Genomic DNA, 17,105 nt, shown 5'->3' with positions numbered 1-17,105 from the left:
ATGAAGCTTTCCTCAAATTTTGCCCAGGTGCGAACTTGCCCTGATAGCGCCCTCTTCGCGATTGGCAACTGAACGAAGGATGAGTGGAGCCTTCAGCCCTGCCCTTTCAGGCCGATGGCGGCGACCCGCGCCTCCACTTCCTCGCGCACGGCGGGGCTGACGAATTTGTGGATCGGCCCGCCATAGAGCGCGATTTCCTTGACCAGACGGGAAGCGATCGGCTGCAACGACACGTCCGCCATCAGGAAAACGGTTTCGACCCGGCCGTTGATCTGCTGGTTCATCCCCGCCATCTGATATTCATATTCGAAGTCAGCGACGGCGCGCAGGCCCCGGATGATGACGCTCGCCCCCTGCGATTCGGCAAAGTCCATCAGCAGCGAGTTGAAGCCCGTGACGACGATTTCCGTGTCGATGCCCGCGCATTCGCGCCGCACCATATCCAGCCGTTCATCGTCGGAGAACATCGGGGATTTGGAGATGTTGGTGGTGACGCCGATCACCAGCTTGTCGACCAGCTTCGCGCCGCGCCGGATGATGTCCATATGACCCAAGGTGATCGGATCGAATGTCCCGGGATAGACCCCCACCCTCTGCTTGCTCATGCCCCTAACGATCCCTTTCCACGATATAGTCGGCAATGGCGCGCAGCAGGTCGGCCTCCGGCCCGAAGCCGTGCAGATGCGCCTTCGCCTGCTCGACCAGCAGGCGGCCCTGTTCCCGCGCCCGCTCCACCCCCAGCAGGGAGACGAAAGTTTCCTTCCCCGCCGCCGCGTCCTTGCCCAGCGCCTTGCCGGCGAGAACGGCGTCCCCCTCGACGTCGAGCAGGTCGTCCGCGATCTGGAAGGCAAGGCCGATGTCGCGGGCATAGCCGTGCAGGCGCGTCCGCCCCTCCGGCGGGATGCGGGCCATGATCGCCGCCGCATCGACGCAGAAGCCGATCAGCGCGCCGGTCTTCAACTGCTGGAGCCGCGTGACCGTGGGCAGGTCGAAGCTGGTCTTCTCCGCCTCCAGGTCCATCATCTGGCCGCCCGCCATGCCGCTGGTGCCGCTGGCGACGGCCAGCGCCTTCACCAGCTCGACCCGGACGAAAGGATCGGGATGCGTCTCCTCGTCCGCCAGCACTTCGAAAGCCAGATCGTGCAGGCAATCGCCCGCGAGGATCGCCGTCGCCTCGTCAAATGCCTTGTGCACGGTCGGCTTGCCCCGGCGAAGGTCGTCGTCGTCCATCGCCGGAAGATCGTCATGCACCAGCGAGTAGACATGGATGCATTCCACCGCGACGCCGACCCGCAGCGCCGAATCCCGCGAGATGTTGAACAGGTCGCTGGCCGCCTGCACCAGCAGCGGACGCAGCCGCTTGCCTCCGCCCATGGCCGCATGGCGCATCGCTTCGTGCAGGCGCCGGCGCGGGTCGTCGGGAACCGCCAGCAGCGCGTCGAACAGGCGGTCGATGTCGGCCGCCACCGCCGCAGCGCGGTCGGCCACCAGACCGATCGACCGAGGCGAGGCGGAGTCGGGTCCGCTCATGGCCGCCTCTCCCGCACGCTGCACGCTCAGTCCGAACCGAAGGGTTGAGCGCCGGTCACGGCGCCGCCGGCGTCGATCGTCAGCTTGGCGATGCGCGCTTCGGCCGCCTGCAGCCGTTCCATGCAGCGTTTCCGCAGTTCCTCGCCCTGCGAATAGAGCGAAATGGATTCGTCGAGCGGCACATCCCCGCTCTCCAGCCGCCGGACGATCGATTCGAGCGCGCGCAGCGCATCTTCGAACGACATCTGCGACGGATCGCCCTCATGGGTCATGCTGTCTTGCGCCATGTCCCTGCATTGGCGACCCCCGCCCGCCCGGTCAAGCCCGCATGGGCCCTGGGGGCCGATTCCGGCCGCCATTCACGAAAACGTCATGACGTCGCGCCACTGGCTGGCGGACTCGTGGCAGTTTTGCGTTGACGCTTGGCGTGGCTAGTGCACATAGAAGGACCGCTATGAAATATCATCTCCCCCTGATCTCCGTGGCGGCGCTTGCGCTGCTGTCCGCCTGCAACAAGAATGACGAACCCGAAGTGGTGGGCGGCCCCGCCGATCCCATGGCCGAAAAACTGGCCAATGCCGCTCCCGTCGAACTGCCGCCGATGGTGAAGGAAAGCCATCAATATCGCTGCAAGGACAACAGCCTGATCTTCGTCGACTTCATGAGCGACGACAAGACGGTGAACGTGCGCACCGAAAAGGACGGCGCCCCCACGAAGCTGACCGCTGCCGAGGCGGGCAAGCCCTTCGAAGGCGGCGGCTTCAAGGTCGAGGGCTCGGGCAAGCAGATCACCGCCACCCTGCCGGGCAAGAGCGCGCTGAGCTGCAAGGCCTGATCCTTTCCGTTTTCCTGCAAGTGCGGGCCGGCCCTCCCCATGGAGGCCGGCCTTTTTCTTTGGAGTTTGCGAGAATGTGGCCAATCGACGCCATTCCCCCTCCCGCCTACTGGAGGGGGAATGGCTTGAACCGCCCAATCATGCACGCCCGGACCGACGCGCTCAACGCAATTCCGGCTCTCCCACCTCGACCGGATCGGGGCCGAAGCGGTTGGGCCCCCGCGTGCCGCTCATGATGAAGAAGATCAGCAGGACGATGCTGCCGATGATCGGGAAGAAGACGATCAGCAGCCACCAGCCGCTGCGGTCGGTATCGTGCAGGCGGCGGACGGAAACCGCGATATGGGGAATGATCATCGCCAGTGTGAACAGCCCCGTCAGCGGACCACCGCGGGTGCTGTAGCCCGCGCCCGCCCACCAGGGGCCGCGCTGGAACCAGTGATCGGTCGTGCTGAGGCCCAATATCCCCTCGACCATCGCGACGCCGATATAACAGAGCAGCAGGAACAGGACGAACATCCAATATTCGCGCGGCCGCGCCCGGCCCGAGAATTTGGCGTAGCGACGAAGCGGCAACAGCATCCATTCCATGGGCAACTCCCCTTTTGTTCGTCCCGCCGGGAAAGCTATCATGTTTTCGCCCGGGCGCGAGCCTCAGCATTGTCTATCGGGCGCTCCCCCGCTAAAGGCGCGCACATGTCCAGCACCGCATCCCAGATCACGCCGCAGGTCGTCGCAGACCATGGGCTTTCCCCGGAAGAATATGATCGCGTCCTGAACGCGCTCGGCCGGGAGCCGAATCTCACCGAACTCGGCATTTTCTCGGTGATGTGGTCGGAGCATTGCTCTTACAAAAGTTCGCGAATCCATCTGAAGAAGCTGCCCACGGAAGGGCCGCAGGTCATTTGCGGCCCCGGTGAAAATGCGGGCGTGGTGGACATCGGGGACGGCCAGGCCGCGATCTTCAAGATGGAGAGCCACAACCACCCCAGCTATATCGAACCCTATCAGGGCGCGGCGACGGGCGTGGGCGGCATTTTGCGCGACGTCTTCACCATGGGCGCGCGGCCGGTGGCGAACATGAACGCGCTGCGCTTCGGGCGGCCCGACCATCCGAAGATGAAGCACCTCATCAGCGGCGTGGTGCATGGCATTGGCGGCTACGGCAATTGCGTCGGCGTGCCGACCGTAGGCGGCGAGGTGAATTTCCATCCCGCCTATGACGGCAACATCCTGGTCAATGCGATGACCGTGGGCGTCGCGGAAACGGACAAGATCTTCTATTCCGCCGCTTCGGGCATCGGCAATCCGATCGTCTATGTGGGTTCGAAGACCGGCCGTGACGGCATCCATGGCGCGACCATGGCCTCGGCGGACTTCGGCGACGACGCCGACGCCAAGCGCCCGACGGTGCAGGTCGGCGATCCCTTCACCGAAAAGCTGTTGATCGAAGCCTGCCTCGAACTCATGGCATCCGACGCGATCGTCGCGATCCAGGACATGGGCGCGGCGGGCCTCACCTCCTCCTCGGTGGAAATGGCGTCCAAGGGCGGCGTCGGCATCCAGCTCAACATGGACGATGTGCCGCAGCGCGAAACCGGCATGACCGCCTATGAGATGATGCTGTCGGAGTCGCAGGAGCGCATGCTCATGGTGCTCCAGCCGGGCAAGGAAGCCTTTGCCGAAGCCATTTTCCGCAAGTGGGAGCTGGACTTCGCGGTGATCGGCCATGTGACGGATACCGGCCGCATGGTGCTGGTCCACAAGGGCGAGACGGTGTGCGACATTCCGCTGGCTCCGCTGGCCGACGATGCGCCGCTCTACGACCGTCCGGCGATGGCGAAGGATGAATATAAGGCCTGGTCGGGCGTGCAGCCCTTGGGCGAGATCAGCGAGAGCGCCGACATCGGCGCCGATCTCGTCAGGCTGATGGGATCGCCTGACATCGCCTCTCGCCGCTGGATCTGGGAGCAGTACGATCATATGGTGGGCGCCGACACGGTGCAGCGCCCCGGCGGCGACGCGGCGGTGGTGCGCGTCCATGGCACGCGGAAGGGCATCGCGATCAGCACCGACTGCACGCCGCGCTATTGCTATGCGGACCCCTATGAGGGCGGCAAGCAGGCGATCGCGGAATGCTATCGCAACATCAGCGCCGTCGGCGCGACGCCGCTCGCCGTCACCAATTGCCTGAACTTCGCCAATCCGCAGCGGCCAGAGATCATGGCGCAGTTCACCGGCTGCCTGGAAGGCATGGGGGAGGCTTGCCGCGCGCTGGATTTCCCGATCGTGTCGGGCAATGTCAGCCTGTACAATGAATCCAAGGCGACCGGCGGCGGATCGGCGATCCTGCCCACCCCGGCGATCGGCGGCATCGGCCTGCTCCAGGACATCGACGGGATGGCGACCGTGGCCTTCAAGAATGAGGGCGACGCCATCTGGCTGATCGGCGGGGAAGGCAGCCATCTCGGCCAGTCGATCTGGCTGCGCGAGATTGCCGGCCGGGAAGCGGGCGAGGCGCCGAAGGTCGATCTGGCGGCGGAGCGTGCCCATGCCGAAACCGTCCGGGCGCTGATCGCGGAAGGCAAGGTCAATGCGGTGCATGACATTTCCGACGGCGGCCTGCTGGTCGCGGTGACGGAAATGGCGCTGGCCGGGAAGATCGGCGCGGAGCTGAGCATCGTCCTTACGACCGCCAGCGCCTTTGGCGAGGATCAGGGCCGGTACATCGTCGCCGCCGCCCAGGGGGTGGACATTCCAGGCGCGCTTCGCATCGGCACGACTGGCGGCGACAAGGTGGCAGGCGTGGCGCTGGCGGACCTGCGCAGCGCCCATGAGGGCTTCTTCCCGGCACTGATGGACGCTGAACTTTAAAGAATAGAAACGACGTGCTCCTGCCCCGGCAGGAGCACGCTGCGCTGAATGCGCTGAAGATGTCCATTTCGAGGAGTCCCGCCATGGCCTTTACCGCGAAGATCCTCCTTCTGGGCTCGGGCGAACTGGGTCGTGAATTCGTGATCTCCGCCAAGCGCCTCGGCGCGCAGGTCATCGCCTGCGACAGCTATGCGGGCGCGCCTGCCATGCAGGTGGCGGACGGGTTTGAAGTCTTCTCCATGCTTGACGCCGACCTGCTCGCCAAAGCCATCGAAAAGCATCGGCCCGACTTCGTGGTCCCCGAAATCGAGGCGATCCGCACCGAGGTCCTGGCCGATTTCGAGGCGCGCGGCGTGACGGTCGTCCCTTCGGCCCGCGCCACCATCATGACCATGAACCGCGACCGCATTCGCGAAGTCGCCGCGGTCGAACTGGGGCTGCGCACCTCCCGCTATCGCTACGCCGAAACGCTGGAGGAAGTGCGGGCGGGGGCGGCGCATACCGGCCTTCCCTGCGTCATCAAGCCGGTCATGTCCTCATCCGGCAAGGGCCAGAGCACGGTCCGCACGATTGAGGAACTGGAAGCCGCCTGGGACTATGCAGTCGCGAACATGCGCGGCGACCGCAGCCGGGTGATCGTCGAGGAATTCATCGCCTTCGACTATGAGATCACGCTGCTGACCGTGCGCAGCCGTGACGGCGTCAGCTTCTGTCCGCCTATCGGCCATCGGCAGGAACGCGGCGACTATCAGGAAAGCTGGCAGCCCACGCCCATGTCCGGCGGCGCGCTGGCCGCCGCCCAGGACATGGCGCGCAAGGTGGTCGACAATCTGGGCGGCTACGGCATTTTCGGCGTGGAGTTCTTCGTGAAGGGAGAGGATGTCATCTTCTCCGAACTCTCGCCCCGGCCGCACGATACCGGCATGGTGACCCTGATCTCCCAGAACTGGAGCGAATTCGATCTTCACGCCCGCGCGATCATGGGCCTGCCGGTGCCGGAAGTGACGCTGCATGGGGCCGCGGCTTCGGCGGTGATATTGGCGGATCGGGAATCGGATGACTTTCGGTTCGAAGGATTGGCCGAAGCGCTCTCGACGCCCGGTGGGGAAGTCGATCTGCGCCTGTTCGGCAAGCCGACGACCCGCCCCTATCGCCGCATGGGCGTCGCCCTGGCCCGCGCGGTCGACGCAGACCAGGCCCGCGCCGTCGCGGCCGAGGCTGCATCGAAAGTGCGGATCATCCATGGTCGATAGGGCGGTTTCCCGCCATTAGGCCCCTCGCCTTGAAGGGGAGGTGCCAACATCCGCAACTGGCCCAATCTTGCCAATCCCGCATGGCGTCCCAACATGCGTCCCGACCCCGAAGCAAGGAGCCTTTCATGACCATCACCCGCCGCGTCACCGTGCATGAAGGCCCTGGCGGTCAGTTCGAGAGCATGGCCGTGTTCGACGATGCCGCCGCCGCTCCGCGTCCCGCCATCCTGCTTTTCCCCAATGTTCTGGGCACCAAGGAGGCCGATTTCGCCTATGCCGAAAAGGTCGCGGCGATCGGTTACACCGTGCTCGTCGCGGATGTGTTCGGCCAGGGCAAGCGGACCAGCCGCGCCGATCCGGACATGGGCCGCTACATGGCCGAACTCAATGATGACCGCATTTTGCTGCGGGACCGGACGAACGCCGCCCATGCGCTGCTGAAATCGCTCGATGAGGCGGACGAGAGCCGGACCGCGGCGATCGGCTTCTGCTTCGGCGGCAAATGCGTGCTCGACCTTGCCCGTTCAGGAGCGGATATTGCAGGCGGCGTCAGCTTCCACGGCGTCTATGATGCGCCGCCCCTTCCCCATGCGAAGATCACCGCGCGGCTGCTGATCTGCCACGGCTGGGACGATCCGATCGCGCCGCCGGAAGCCACGGTCGCGCTGGCGAAGGAACTGACCGAAGCGGGATGCGATTGGCAGATCCATGCCTATGGCCATACCGGGCACGCCTTCACCGACCATGACGCGAAGATGCCCGAAAGGGGCCTGGCCTATAATCCCGAAGCCGACCGCCGCAGCTTCCGCGCGATGGCCGATTTCCTGGGCGATCTCTTCGGCTGAACCGCGGCCGGCCGGGTTCAGATTTCGTCGATCATCTCCGCCAGCACGCCCAGGCAGTCCTTGGCGAGTTGGATCGACCGCGCCGGCGACCAGCCGAAATCGGCGTCCGGCAGGTCGTCATTATCCTTGAACGGCATTTCCAGCGTCATTGCCACGGCGCCGAAGCGCTCGGCCAACTGGTTGGTGGACATGGACAGGTTCGCCTTGCCCGCCGGCGCGGTGGGATAGCCCTTCCTCGTCTGGAAATCGGGCGTCCGGGCGGCCAGCGTGTCGCGATAGCGGCGATACAAGGCCGACTGCCGCTCCGTGATGGAGGGGATGCCCTCGAACCCGGCCAGGAACACAGCCGCGATCGCCTCGTCGCCATGCACGTCCATGGCGAAGTCGACCCCGACCTCATCCATCGCCCCGCGCACCAGGAATACCTCCGGACTCTTCTCCATCGACGGCTCATGCCATTCGCGGTTGAGGTTGATGCCCACGGCGTTGGTCCGCAAATGGCCGCGACGGCTGCCGTCCGGATTCATGTTCGGCACGATGTAGAAGGTCGCCTCCCTGCGCAGCAGCCGCGCCACGGCGTCCTCCTCGTCGCAGAGCCGCTCCAGCGCGCCCTCCATCCACCATTCGGCCATGCTTTCGCCCGGATGCTGGCGGGCGTAGAGCCAGACCTTCTTCGGTCCTTCCCCCAGCACCAGCAGGTCGAGCGGCTGCCTGTCGAGCGTCAGCCCCAGTTCGCGATGCTCCACCCCCGGCTGGGACGCCGCCCAGGCGACCAGATCATGGTGCCGTTCCATCGAATAGGGCGCGAAATAGGCGAGCCACACCGCATTGCTGTCGGGCGAAAGACGGATCGTCAGCGTCCCGTCGGCATAGCCGGTGTCCGCCAGCAGCCAATTCTCCCGATCCTCGCTATAGCGCGCCTTATAGCCTGGCCAGCCGTCGGGATAGGCCGACGCGCCGCAATTGACGATCGCCAGTTCGACTTCCCGCCCGGCCACGCCAGCCACGCGGAAGTGGAACCATTGGTAGAAGTCGCTCTGCCGGTCTTTGACGATCTCCAGCTCGGCGCGGACGCCTGCGGACGTGGCGGAAATGGAAAGAACGCGAATATTGCCGCTGTCGAAGGCGCTTGTGATCGAGATGCTCATCTGACGGTTATAGTCCGCCCCGATTCGCCCGGATAGCCCCCCAGCAATGCCGTCGCCAGCTTCTGCGCCGCCAAACCCGGCTGCGATGCGGGCGTTCCCTCCCGCGCCCCAGTCTGCGCCCGGCCCTCCCAGATGGTGGTCGAATCGGCGCGGCGGCGTATCTGCACCTGCAATTCGGTGAAGACCTGCCCCTTGGGCTTGCCCGACAGGTTGATGCCGATGCCCAGCCCCAGGCCGGAATAGCCGCCGCTGCCCACCGCGCCGCCCACGCCGACGCTTACCGGCTTGCCATTGGCGCCATAGCTTTCGGGTTCGCGGAAGGTGCGGCGAAAACTCACCAGCGCGACATAGTCGCTCTTCGCCCCCTGTGCAGCCGTGGTGAAGCCCACGCGCTGCAATTCCTGCTCGACCGCGGCGGCATAGGTGCGGAATTCCAGGCCGACATCGGGGTTGCCGGCCATTTCCTCGACGGCGATGGTCCCGTTGCGCGCCGGATCGTCGATATGGAACCGCGTCACCTCCACGGGTGGAACAGCCGTGGCGCAGCCGCTGAGCCCCAGGGCCAGCAGGGACGGAAGGACGATCTTCTTCAACATGGACGGATTCGACATGGATGGCACTCCAGGGGATGAACAGCCTCTACACGACACCGCGCCGCTAATCCCTTAAAAGCGTCAAGCCACGGATTTGCTGCATGCAGGATGAACGGCGCGGCGATGGAGCGAAAAGCGGGCGGCCGCCCTTGACTTTCGGCCGTCCCGCCCATAGGGGCTGCGCTTCGATTTTCGATCACGCAAGATTCATTCAAAGGCTGGTTCCATGAAGATCCGCAATTCGCTCAAGTCGCTCAAGGGCCGTCACCGGGATAACCGCGTGATCCGCCGTCGCGGCCGCACCTATGTCATCAACAAGACCAACCGCCGCTTCAAGGCCCGCCAGGGCTGATTCATGGCGGATATTGCCGCCGTCGTCTTTGACGTTGGCAATGTCTTGTATCACTGGACCCCAAGGGTTCTGTACGAGCGCCTGATCGATGACGATCGGGCGCTCGATGCGTTTCTCCGGGACGTGGTGACGCTGGACTGGCACTTCCAGCATGACCAGGGCCGCCCGTTCGCGGAAACCAGCGCAGAGCTGATCGCGCGCCATCCCGAACATGCGGCGCTGATTCGCCTCTGGGGCGAGAAGTTCATCGACAGCGTAGGACCGGCAGTCGAGGGCATGCCGGAGATCGTCCTTGAATTGCACGAGGGCGGCATTCCGCTCTTCGCCATCACCAATTTCAGCCATGAATTCTGGGCGCCATTCCATGCTCGGGAGTCGGCGCTGTTCGCCCCCTTCCGCGACATCGTGGTCTCCGGCGCGGAAAAGCTGGTGAAGCCCGACCCCGCGATCTACCGGCTGGCGCTGGAGCGATTCGGTTTGAGCGCGGAACAGGCGCTGTTCATTGATGACCGCGAGGAAAATGTCCTGGCGGCCGAGGCGGAAGGCATGCGCGGCCACCTGTTCCGCGATGCGGCGACGCTGCGCCGGGAACTGGCAGAGCTGGCGTTGCTTCGAAGCCCAACCGTCTAAGCTGGACGTGCCCCTGCGAAGGCAGGAGCACGACCCTCAGGACCGATCGGCATTCAGCCCTCGTCCCGGCCCCTCAGCTCATCTCCGCGAATCGCGGCCACATGCAGCACATTGGTCGACCCCGGCGTCCCGAAAGGCACGCCGGCCAGCACGACGATCTTGCCGCCCTTCTCGACCATATCGTGGCGCAGCGCCATGCGGCGGGCCTTGCCGATCATCTCCTCGAACGTGCCGATGTCCTTGGTCCGGACGGCATGCACGCCCCAGGTCAGCCCCAGCTTGCGCGCCGTATCCTGCCGCGGCGTCAGCGCCAGGATCGGTGTCATCGGCCGCTCGCGCGCCACGCGGCGCACGGTGCTGCCCGAAGAGGTGAAGCAGGTTATCGCGCTCGCCCCGACGACGGACACGATGCTGCCGGCGCCCTCCGCCAGCGCATCGGCGGTGGTGGGATCGGGCTTCGTCTCGGTATAGTGCAGCCGCCCGAAATAGCCCGGATCGCGCTCCACGCTATGGGCGATGCTGTCCATCATCGTCACCGCCTCGACCGGCCAGTCGCCCGCCGCCGTTTCCGCCGACAGCATGATCGCGTCGGCCCCGTCATAGACCGCGGTCGCGACATCGGACACTTCGGCGCGGGTGGGCGTCGGCGCCTTGATCATGGATTCCAGCATCTGCGTCGCCACCACGACGGGCCGACCCATGCGGCGCGCGGTCGCCACGATCTGCTTCTGCAGCGGCGGCACCGCCTGGGGCGGCAGTTCCACGCCAAGGTCGCCCCGCGCCACCATCACGCCGTCGGCCAGTTCGATGATCTCCTCCAGCCGCTGGACAGCCGCCGGCTTCTCGATCTTCGCCATCAATGCGCCATAGCCGCCCATCAGCTTGCGCGCCTCGGCCAGGTCCTCCGGCCGCTGGACGAAGCTCAGGGCGATCCAGTCGCAGCCCTGCTCGACCGCGAAGCTCAGGTCGCGCCGGTCCTTTTCGGTCAGCGCCGGCACCGGCACGACCACATCGGGCACGTTCACGCCCTTGCGGTTGGAAAGGGTACCGCCGACCTCGACCACCGTGTCGATGCGATCCTCCGCCACCTTCTTGACCCGCAGCACCATCTTGCCGTCGTCCAGCAACAGCCGGGTTTCGGGCACCAGAGCCGCATAGATCTCCGGATGGGGCAGGTTGACCCGCGTCGCATCGCCCGGCGCAGGATCGCTGTCGAACACGAAGGCCGCGCCCGTTTCCAGCACCGCCAGCCCGCGATCGAATGTCCCGACGCGCAGCTTCGGCCCCTGAAGGTCGCCCAGGATTGTCGTAGGACGTCCGAATTCCTTTTCCAGCGCCCGGATCGTCGCGATGCGCGCGGCATGATCCTCATGCGCGCCATGGCTCATATTGATGCGGAAAGCGTCGGCCCCGGCGACGAACAGCGCCCGGATCATTTCCGGGCTGTCGCTCGCGGGGCCAAGGGTCGCCAATATGCGGACCTTGCGCGAACGGGGCGGTAATTTCGTCATTCCTCTTGTCTCCTGGCCGTCATGGTCGCCTCTGGTTTGCCAGGGCGCGGTTTTCGTTTATCCGTGCTGCACGACAGGATGATGATCAGCGAAAGGTTCGCCGTGAGCGATAACATACTCAGTGATGCGGTTGCCGCAACCGCCTTCCGACGGCTGGTGGCGCATTTGCAGCACCGCACCGATGTCCAGAATATCGACCTGATGGGAACGGCGGGCTTCTGCCGCAACTGCCTGGCCGACTGGATCGCGGAGGCGGACGGCACGATCGGCAGGGAGGAAGCGCGGGAGATCATCCATGGCATGCCCTTTGCCGAATGGAAATCCCGCCATCAGGGCGAGGCAACGCCGGAACAGATCGCCCGCATGCAGGAGAGTGTGGCGAAGAACGCCGACAATCATTAGAGGCAGGCGCCGACCGATTCATCAACCGATTCACACTTACTGGAGATTCCCATGAGCGATGGCAATGTCGCCGCCGAACAGCTACGCCTCTTCATCGAGCGCATCGAGCGCCTGGAAGAGGAAAAGAAGGGCATCGCGGACGATATAAAGGACGTCTATCTGGAGGCGAAGGCCAATGGCTATGACGTGAAGACGATGCGGTCCATCGTCCGCCTGCGCAAGATGGAGCGCAATGCCCGCATGGAAGCAGAAGCGCTGTTGGAAACATACAAGACGGCGCTGGGCATCGAATAAATCGCAGCGCGGGGAGAGCGTCCATGACCGGGATCATCGTCAGCACCACCCCTTCGCTGGAAGGCCGGCCTGCGAAGGAATATCTCGGCATCGTCACCGGCGAGGTGATCGTGGGCGCAAACCTGTTCCGCGACCTGTTCGCCAGCGTGCGCGACATCGTCGGCGGGCGCTCAGGCGCCTATGAGGACGTGCTCCAGCGTGCCCGCGAACAGGCGATCGCGGAAATGCGCACCCGCGCCGCGGCGCTGGGCGCCAATGCGGTCGTCGGCGTCGACCTGGATTATGAGACCGTCGGGTCCAGCGGGTCGATGCTGATGGTGACCGCCTCGGGCACCGCGATCCTCGTCTGACATTGCGCATCGAGGGCGCGCTCGCTAGAGAGCCCGCATCGAACAAACAGACAAGTCAGGAGCAGGCCGTGGCCGGCCATAGCAAATTCAAGAACATCATGCATCGCAAGGGCGCGCAGGACAAGAAGCGTTCCTCGATGTTCTCCAAGCTGTCGCGCGAAATCACCGTGGCGGCGAAGATGGGCATGCCCGACCCGGACATGAACCCGCGCCTCCGCCTTGCGGTCAACGCCGCCAAGGCGCAGTCCATGCCAAAGGACAATATCCAGCGCGCGATCGACAAGGCGATCGGCGGCGACATGGAGAATTACGAGGAAATCCGTTACGAGGGCTATGGTCCCGGCGGCGTGGCCATCATCGTCGAGGCGCTGACCGACAACCGCAACCGCACCGCGACCAACGTCCGCACGGCCTTTTCCAAGAATGGCGGCAATCTGGGCGCTTCGGGCGCGGTCAGCCACGGTTTCGACCGCATGGGCCTCATCACCTATCCGGCGAGCGCGGGCGATGCCGACGCGATCTTCGAAGCGGCGCTGGAAGCGGGTGCGGACGACGTCTCCTCGAACGAGGACGAGCATGAGATCTGGACCGCCATGGACGCGCTGCACGAAGTCGCCAGGGCGCTGGAGGCCAAGCTCGGTCCGGCCGAAGGCGCCAAGCTCGCATGGAAGCCACAGACCACCGTCGAGGTGGACGAGAGCAATGCGGCAACGCTGATGAAGCTGGTCGACACGCTGGAAGACGATGACGACGTCCAGACCGTCTGGGGCAATTACGAAGTTTCCGACGAAGTCATGGAGAAGCTGGGTTGATCCTTCCCCTTCCCTCTCCCCTGCGGGGAGAGGGATGCGAAGCCCTGGCGGCCCTGCCGCTCGGGCGAAGCCGGGAGGACGCGGCAGCCGACGCGCCCGGTCCGGTCTCCCTCCAGACGGGCCCGTCCGGCGGACCGGCGAGCCTCCCTGTCCTCTCCCGTGAAGGGACGAGGGGAATATCATGATCATCCTGGGCCTGGACCCGGGCCTTGGCACGACCGGCTGGGGCCTGATCGCCGCGGACGGCAACCGCCTCACCCATATCTCCAACGGCCAGATTAAGACCGATTCAGGCATGGCGCTGGCCAGCCGGCTGCTGGTGCTCGATCTGGCGCTGACCGACCTCATCCTCGAACACCAACCCAATGGCGCGGCTGTCGAAGAGGTGTTCCTCAACGTGAACCCGCAGTCGACGCTCAAACTCGGCCAGGCCCGTGGCGTGGTGCTGCTGGCGGCTTCGCGATCCGGCATGGAAGTAGGCGAATATGCTGCCCGGCTCGTCAAGAAATCCGTGGTCGGCGTCGGCAATGCATCGAAGGAACAGGTCCACGCCATGGTCTCCCGCCTCCTCCCCGGCGCAAAGATCGCAGGACCCGATGCCTCGGACGCCCTGGCCGTAGCGATCACGCACGCCCATCATCTGGCCAGCGCACGAAGGATTCCGCGGAAGTAGAAGGGTGGGGCGACCCGGGGCGGGAACTGGCCAATCCAAGACATTCCCCTCCCGTAAACGGGAGGGGTTAGGGGTGGGCGCGAGCGTAGCGAGCTTCCAGCTTAGCCGTTGAAAATTCACGCTGATGTCGCGCCAGCCCACCCCCTAGCCCCCTCCCGCCTGCGGGAGGGGGAATGTCCTGATTCCACCCCTATCCGCTATTCCTCAGCGCCGTGGCGATCGCGTTGATCGACAATTCTATGCCTTCCTTGATGCGCGGGTCGTCCTCGCCGCTGCGGTGGCGCTTCATCAGTTCGACCTGAAGAAGGTTCAGCGGCTCGATATAAGGCAGGCGCAGGCGGATCGACGTGTCGAGCTTGGGATTCTTCTCCAGCAGCCGCGACTGGGCGGTGGCGGCGAGCAAGCCGTCATGGGCCATGTCCCAACCGGCGCGGATGCGGTCGAAAATCTCCGCGCCCCGCGCCTGATCTTCGACCAGCGGCAGATAGTGAGCAGCGATTCCCAGATCGGACTTGGCCAGCACCATCTCCAGATTGGCGAGCGCCGATTGCAGGAAGGACCAGTGCTGCGCCATGTCGGCCAGCAGCGCCTTGTCCTCGAAGGCGGAAAGCGCATGGCCGACCCCATACCAACCCGGCAACATCACCCGCGCCTGCGCCCAGCTGAACACCCAGGGGATGGCGCGCAGATCCTCGATCCGGGTGCTCTTGGTGCGGCTGGCCGGACGGGAGCCGATCTTGAGCCCGGAGATTTCCTGGATGGGGGTCAATTGCCGGAAGAATTCCTTGAAGCCCTCAGTACCATAAACCAGATCGCGATAGGCGGCGAAGGCGGTCTTCGACAGTTGGTCCATGGCGGCGGCGAAGCGGGCGGCATCGCGATCGGACAGGACTTCGGGTTCCAGGCTGGCGAGCAGGGTCGCGCTGGTCATCGCTTCCAAATTGGTCATGGCGACGTCGCGGGTGCCGAATTTGGCGGCGATCACCTCCCCCTGTTCGGTGATGCGGATGCGGCCCTGCACCGTGCCCTTGGGCTGCGCCTGTATCGCCGCGAAGGAAGAACCGCCGCCACGCCCGACCGCGCCGCCGCGGCCATGGAATAGCTGCATCGCCGTGCCCGCTTCGGCAAAGACGGGGGCCAGCGCCTTGCTCGCCTGGAACAGCCCCCAGGTGGAGGTGATGTAGCCGCCGTCCTTGTTGCTGTCGGAATAGCCGATCATCACTTCCTGATGGCCGCGTTCCCGCACCACGCCGCCTATTTCGGGGAGGCCGAAATAGGCGGCCATGATCTTGGGCGCGGCCTCGAGATCCGCGATGGTTTCGAACAGCGGCACGGCCATGATCGCGGCCTGCGGCGGCGCGCCCTCCGTGCCCGCGCGCCACAGACCCGCTTCCTTGAGGATGATGTTCACCTCGAGCAGGTCGGAAACGCTCTCCGCCTTGGAGATGATATAATGGGTGATGCATTGCGGGCCGTAGATGCGATGCGCCTCCGCAGCCGAATGGACGATGGCGAGTTCGGACGCGGTCTGTTCCGAATATTCGAAAAAGGCCGTGCCCAGCGGCCGGTTGTTCGCCAGCTCCCGCCGAAGCAGGGCGATGCGGGCATATTCGTCGAGGCCGGCATAGTCCGCTTCGACCCCCGCGACTTTCAGCAGTTCGGCCACCACGCTCTGATGGACATCGCTGTTCTGTCGCATGTCGAGCGTGGCGAGATGGAAACCGAAGGTTTCGACCGCGCGGATCAGGCGGCCAAGCGCGCCGCCGGTCGCCAGGGCGCCATTGCCTTCGCTCGCCAGCCCCTGCGCGACCGTCACCAGGTCGCGGCGCAGGTCGGCGGGGCTGGCATAGGGTTCGCCCTTGAGCGTCGAGGGGCGGGACGGCGCCTTGCCGACCAGCGACCGGTAGGTGGCGGCCAGACGGGCATAGATGCCGGAAATCGCCCGGCGATAGGGCTCGTCCTGACGGCTGGGCGAGACGTCGCCGCTGGCGTCGGCCAGGTCCAGAACGGCCTGCGACACATCGGCCAGTTCGGTCGAGAGCGACAGTTCCGCGCCAAGGGCGTGGAGCGCATCCATATAAAAGCCCAGCGCAGCCTCGCAGCCCCTGGCGAGCGCGAGCCGAAGCTGCGGCGCCTGAACGAAGGGATTGCCGTCGCGGTCGCCGCCGATCCAGTTGCCGACGCGCAGGAAACTCTGCGGGCGGGCGCCCAGCACCCGTTCCCATCGGGCGTAGAGGGCGGGCAGCACGGGCAGGAAAACGTCGCGGAAATAAGCGAGGACATTCTCGATCTCGTCCGCGACGAACAGCTTTTCCCGGCGCAGCGGCCGGGTCTGCCACAGCAGCGCGATCTGGCGGAAGATCGCCTCGTCCAGATTCTCGCCCTCATCGGTTTCCGTCCGGCCGCCGTCCTTGAGCAGCATCAGGTCCGCGATGCGGTTCTTGTGGTCGATCATGCTCTTGCGCCGCACCTCGGTCGGGTGAGCGGTCAGGACCGGCACGATCAGGGCATGGGACAGCAGGTCGAGCACCGCCTCGCGCTCTATTCCATGGGACCGCAGCTTTTCGACGGCGGAGGCGACGTCGGCCCCCGGCTCGGCAGCGACGCCCTGGCGGTCCTCGGCCAGATTGGCCAGCATCGAGAAGAGCATGAAGCCGCGCACGAAGCTCAGCGTGTCGTCGAGGCTCAGCGCGTCGAGTCCGGTGTCGACCACGTCCGCGCCGTGCAGGCCGCGCGCCCGATCGACCGAGGCGGAGCGGATATATTCGGTCTGCTTGTAGATTTTCTCCCCGCCATAGGCGCGGATGACGTCGCCCAACAAACGACCGAGAAAGCGGATGTCCGGGTTCTGCGTGATCGCAGGAGCGGGAGAGGATGCAAGAGTCGCCATGATGGATCGATGCTGCATCGCAACAATGGGATGGTCAAGGGAATCCGCATCACGCGACGTGATCCCGCGAGGGCAGGAGGACGGCATCCTTATTCTGTGCACTTGCGCGAAGC

Annotated in this window: 19 protein-coding genes; 11 read left to right on the top strand and 8 right to left on the bottom strand. The window is 65.2% G+C overall.

Annotation, left to right across the window (positions count from 1 at the left end; all coding sequences use genetic code 11):
* Positions 1-92: 92 nt before the first annotated feature.
* Genes coaD through H5V43_RS14930 form a run of 3 tightly spaced genes read right to left on the bottom strand, consistent with a single transcriptional unit; the run spans position 93 to position 1,817 of the window.
* Positions 93-605 carry a pantetheine-phosphate adenylyltransferase gene (gene coaD, locus H5V43_RS14940; protein WP_025547507.1) on the bottom strand — a complete coding sequence of 171 codons (513 nt, stop codon included), beginning with the start codon at positions 603-605 and terminating at the stop codon, positions 93-95.
* Positions 606-609: 4 nt separating this feature from the next.
* Entirely contained in the window at positions 610-1,530 is a 921-nt protein-coding gene (locus H5V43_RS14935) for a polyprenyl synthetase family protein (protein ID WP_025547509.1), read from the bottom strand.
* A 26-nt stretch (positions 1,531-1,556) separates the two neighbouring features.
* Positions 1,557-1,817, bottom strand: a complete 261-nt coding sequence (locus H5V43_RS14930; RefSeq protein WP_025547511.1) for an exodeoxyribonuclease VII small subunit — start codon at positions 1,815-1,817, stop codon at positions 1,557-1,559.
* A 167-nt stretch (positions 1,818-1,984) separates the two neighbouring features.
* On the opposite strand from H5V43_RS14930, the gene H5V43_RS14925 reads away from it, so the two are divergent.
* Complete coding sequence (locus H5V43_RS14925; protein ID WP_025547512.1) at positions 1,985-2,365, top strand: hypothetical protein; 381 nt, start codon at positions 1,985-1,987, stop codon at positions 2,363-2,365.
* A gap of 162 nt (positions 2,366-2,527) precedes the next feature.
* Here H5V43_RS14925 and H5V43_RS14920 read toward each other — a convergent pair whose 3' ends face one another.
* Positions 2,528-2,956 carry a DUF805 domain-containing protein gene (locus H5V43_RS14920; protein ID WP_025547513.1) on the bottom strand — a complete coding sequence of 143 codons (429 nt, stop codon included), beginning with the start codon at positions 2,954-2,956 and terminating at the stop codon, positions 2,528-2,530.
* A gap of 105 nt (positions 2,957-3,061) precedes the next feature.
* Between H5V43_RS14920 and purL the strand changes: the two genes are divergently transcribed.
* The 3 genes from purL (at position 3,062) to H5V43_RS14905 (ending at position 7,337) form a co-directional block, all read left to right on the top strand.
* Entirely contained in the window at positions 3,062-5,239 is a 2,178-nt protein-coding gene (gene purL / locus H5V43_RS14915; RefSeq protein WP_025547515.1) for a phosphoribosylformylglycinamidine synthase subunit PurL, read from the top strand.
* 83 nt (positions 5,240-5,322) lie between these two features.
* On the top strand, positions 5,323-6,492 hold the full coding sequence (gene purT / locus H5V43_RS14910; RefSeq protein WP_025547517.1) for a formate-dependent phosphoribosylglycinamide formyltransferase: 1,170 nt from the start codon (positions 5,323-5,325) through the stop codon (positions 6,490-6,492).
* A gap of 125 nt (positions 6,493-6,617) precedes the next feature.
* Complete coding sequence (locus tag H5V43_RS14905) at positions 6,618-7,337, top strand: dienelactone hydrolase family protein (RefSeq protein ID WP_025547519.1); 720 nt, start codon at positions 6,618-6,620, stop codon at positions 7,335-7,337.
* A gap of 17 nt (positions 7,338-7,354) precedes the next feature.
* Here H5V43_RS14905 and H5V43_RS14900 read toward each other — a convergent pair whose 3' ends face one another.
* The gene (locus tag H5V43_RS14900; RefSeq protein ID WP_099185247.1) at positions 7,355-8,485 is read right to left on the bottom strand and encodes a M14 family metallopeptidase; all 1,131 of its coding nucleotides are present in this window, start codon (positions 8,483-8,485) and stop codon (positions 7,355-7,357) included.
* Positions 8,482-9,096, bottom strand: a complete 615-nt coding sequence (locus tag H5V43_RS14895; protein ID WP_082718712.1) for a DUF4136 domain-containing protein — start codon at positions 9,094-9,096, stop codon at positions 8,482-8,484. The genes H5V43_RS14900 and H5V43_RS14895 overlap by 4 nt, the downstream gene beginning before the upstream one ends.
* Positions 9,097-9,304: 208 nt before the next feature.
* Here H5V43_RS14895 and ykgO point away from each other — a divergent pair, with 208 nt between their 5' ends.
* Together ykgO and H5V43_RS14885 are read left to right on the top strand one after the other, a co-directional pair.
* Positions 9,305-9,430: a type B 50S ribosomal protein L36 gene (ykgO, locus tag H5V43_RS14890; RefSeq protein ID WP_004210176.1), complete on the top strand. Its 126-nt coding sequence runs from the start codon at positions 9,305-9,307 to the stop codon at positions 9,428-9,430.
* Between the two features lie 3 nt (positions 9,431-9,433).
* Positions 9,434-10,060, top strand: a complete 627-nt coding sequence (locus H5V43_RS14885) for an HAD family hydrolase (RefSeq protein WP_025547522.1) — start codon at positions 9,434-9,436, stop codon at positions 10,058-10,060.
* 53 nt (positions 10,061-10,113) lie between these two features.
* Here the strand turns inward: H5V43_RS14885 and pyk are convergent, their stop codons facing one another.
* Entirely contained in the window at positions 10,114-11,571 is a 1,458-nt protein-coding gene (pyk, locus tag H5V43_RS14880; RefSeq protein WP_025547524.1) for a pyruvate kinase, read from the bottom strand.
* A 102-nt stretch (positions 11,572-11,673) separates the two neighbouring features.
* Here pyk and H5V43_RS14875 point away from each other — a divergent pair, with 102 nt between their 5' ends.
* The 5 genes from H5V43_RS14875 (at position 11,674) to ruvC (ending at position 14,102) form a co-directional block, all read left to right on the top strand.
* Positions 11,674-11,973 carry a DUF1244 domain-containing protein gene (locus H5V43_RS14875; RefSeq protein WP_025547525.1) on the top strand — a complete coding sequence of 100 codons (300 nt, stop codon included), beginning with the start codon at positions 11,674-11,676 and terminating at the stop codon, positions 11,971-11,973.
* Between the two features lie 51 nt (positions 11,974-12,024).
* Positions 12,025-12,267, top strand: coding sequence for a DUF2312 domain-containing protein (locus H5V43_RS14870; RefSeq protein WP_007688707.1), 243 nt, complete (start codon positions 12,025-12,027; stop codon positions 12,265-12,267).
* Positions 12,268-12,290: 23 nt separating this feature from the next.
* Positions 12,291-12,617: a heavy metal-binding domain-containing protein gene (locus H5V43_RS14865; RefSeq protein ID WP_173664360.1), complete on the top strand. Its 327-nt coding sequence runs from the start codon at positions 12,291-12,293 to the stop codon at positions 12,615-12,617.
* A 68-nt stretch (positions 12,618-12,685) separates the two neighbouring features.
* Positions 12,686-13,429: a YebC/PmpR family DNA-binding transcriptional regulator gene (locus H5V43_RS14860; RefSeq protein ID WP_007688711.1), complete on the top strand. Its 744-nt coding sequence runs from the start codon at positions 12,686-12,688 to the stop codon at positions 13,427-13,429.
* A 181-nt stretch (positions 13,430-13,610) separates the two neighbouring features.
* The gene (gene ruvC / locus H5V43_RS14855; RefSeq protein WP_025547533.1) at positions 13,611-14,102 is read left to right on the top strand and encodes a crossover junction endodeoxyribonuclease RuvC; all 492 of its coding nucleotides are present in this window, start codon (positions 13,611-13,613) and stop codon (positions 14,100-14,102) included.
* Between the two features lie 190 nt (positions 14,103-14,292).
* On the opposite strand, the gene ppc is transcribed toward ruvC, so the two are convergent.
* The gene (gene ppc / locus H5V43_RS14850; RefSeq protein WP_193666710.1) at positions 14,293-16,992 is read right to left on the bottom strand and encodes a phosphoenolpyruvate carboxylase; all 2,700 of its coding nucleotides are present in this window, start codon (positions 16,990-16,992) and stop codon (positions 14,293-14,295) included.
* Between the last annotated feature and the right edge of the window lie 113 nt (positions 16,993-17,105).

The sequence above is a fragment of the Sphingobium fuliginis genome (genome assembly GCF_015074805.1).
Lineage (GTDB): Bacteria > Pseudomonadota > Alphaproteobacteria > Sphingomonadales > Sphingomonadaceae > Sphingobium > Sphingobium fuliginis.
Note: the sequence above shows the minus strand (reverse complement) of the source record. Positions and strands in the feature narration are given on the sequence as shown.

Bases quoted from the DNA above. Each gene is read 5' to 3' on its own strand.
- coaD (WP_025547507.1), bottom strand. From the start codon at position 605: ATGAGCAAGCAGAGGGTGGGGGTCTATCCCGGGACATTCGATCCGATC.
- H5V43_RS14935 (WP_025547509.1), bottom strand. From the start codon at position 1,530: ATGAGCGGACCCGACTCCGCCTCGCCTCGGTCGATCGGTCTGGTGGCC.
- H5V43_RS14930 (WP_025547511.1), bottom strand. From the start codon at position 1,817: ATGGCGCAAGACAGCATGACCCATGAGGGCGATCCGTCGCAGATGTCG.
- H5V43_RS14925 (WP_025547512.1), top strand. From the start codon at position 1,985: ATGAAATATCATCTCCCCCTGATCTCCGTGGCGGCGCTTGCGCTGCTG.
- H5V43_RS14920 (WP_025547513.1), bottom strand. From the start codon at position 2,956: ATGGAATGGATGCTGTTGCCGCTTCGTCGCTACGCCAAATTCTCGGGC.
- purL (WP_025547515.1), top strand. From the start codon at position 3,062: ATGTCCAGCACCGCATCCCAGATCACGCCGCAGGTCGTCGCAGACCAT.
- purT (WP_025547517.1), top strand. From the start codon at position 5,323: ATGGCCTTTACCGCGAAGATCCTCCTTCTGGGCTCGGGCGAACTGGGT.
- H5V43_RS14905 (WP_025547519.1), top strand. From the start codon at position 6,618: ATGACCATCACCCGCCGCGTCACCGTGCATGAAGGCCCTGGCGGTCAG.
- H5V43_RS14900 (WP_099185247.1), bottom strand. From the start codon at position 8,485: ATGAGCATCTCGATCACAAGCGCCTTCGACAGCGGCAATATTCGCGTT.
- H5V43_RS14895 (WP_082718712.1), bottom strand. From the start codon at position 9,096: ATGTCGAATCCGTCCATGTTGAAGAAGATCGTCCTTCCGTCCCTGCTG.
- ykgO (WP_004210176.1), top strand. From the start codon at position 9,305: ATGAAGATCCGCAATTCGCTCAAGTCGCTCAAGGGCCGTCACCGGGAT.
- H5V43_RS14885 (WP_025547522.1), top strand. From the start codon at position 9,434: ATGGCGGATATTGCCGCCGTCGTCTTTGACGTTGGCAATGTCTTGTAT.
- pyk (WP_025547524.1), bottom strand. From the start codon at position 11,571: ATGACGAAATTACCGCCCCGTTCGCGCAAGGTCCGCATATTGGCGACC.
- H5V43_RS14870 (WP_007688707.1), top strand. From the start codon at position 12,025: ATGAGCGATGGCAATGTCGCCGCCGAACAGCTACGCCTCTTCATCGAG.
- H5V43_RS14865 (WP_173664360.1), top strand. From the start codon at position 12,291: ATGACCGGGATCATCGTCAGCACCACCCCTTCGCTGGAAGGCCGGCCT.
- ruvC (WP_025547533.1), top strand. From the start codon at position 13,611: ATGATCATCCTGGGCCTGGACCCGGGCCTTGGCACGACCGGCTGGGGC.
- ppc (WP_193666710.1), bottom strand. From the start codon at position 16,992: ATGGCGACTCTTGCATCCTCTCCCGCTCCTGCGATCACGCAGAACCCG.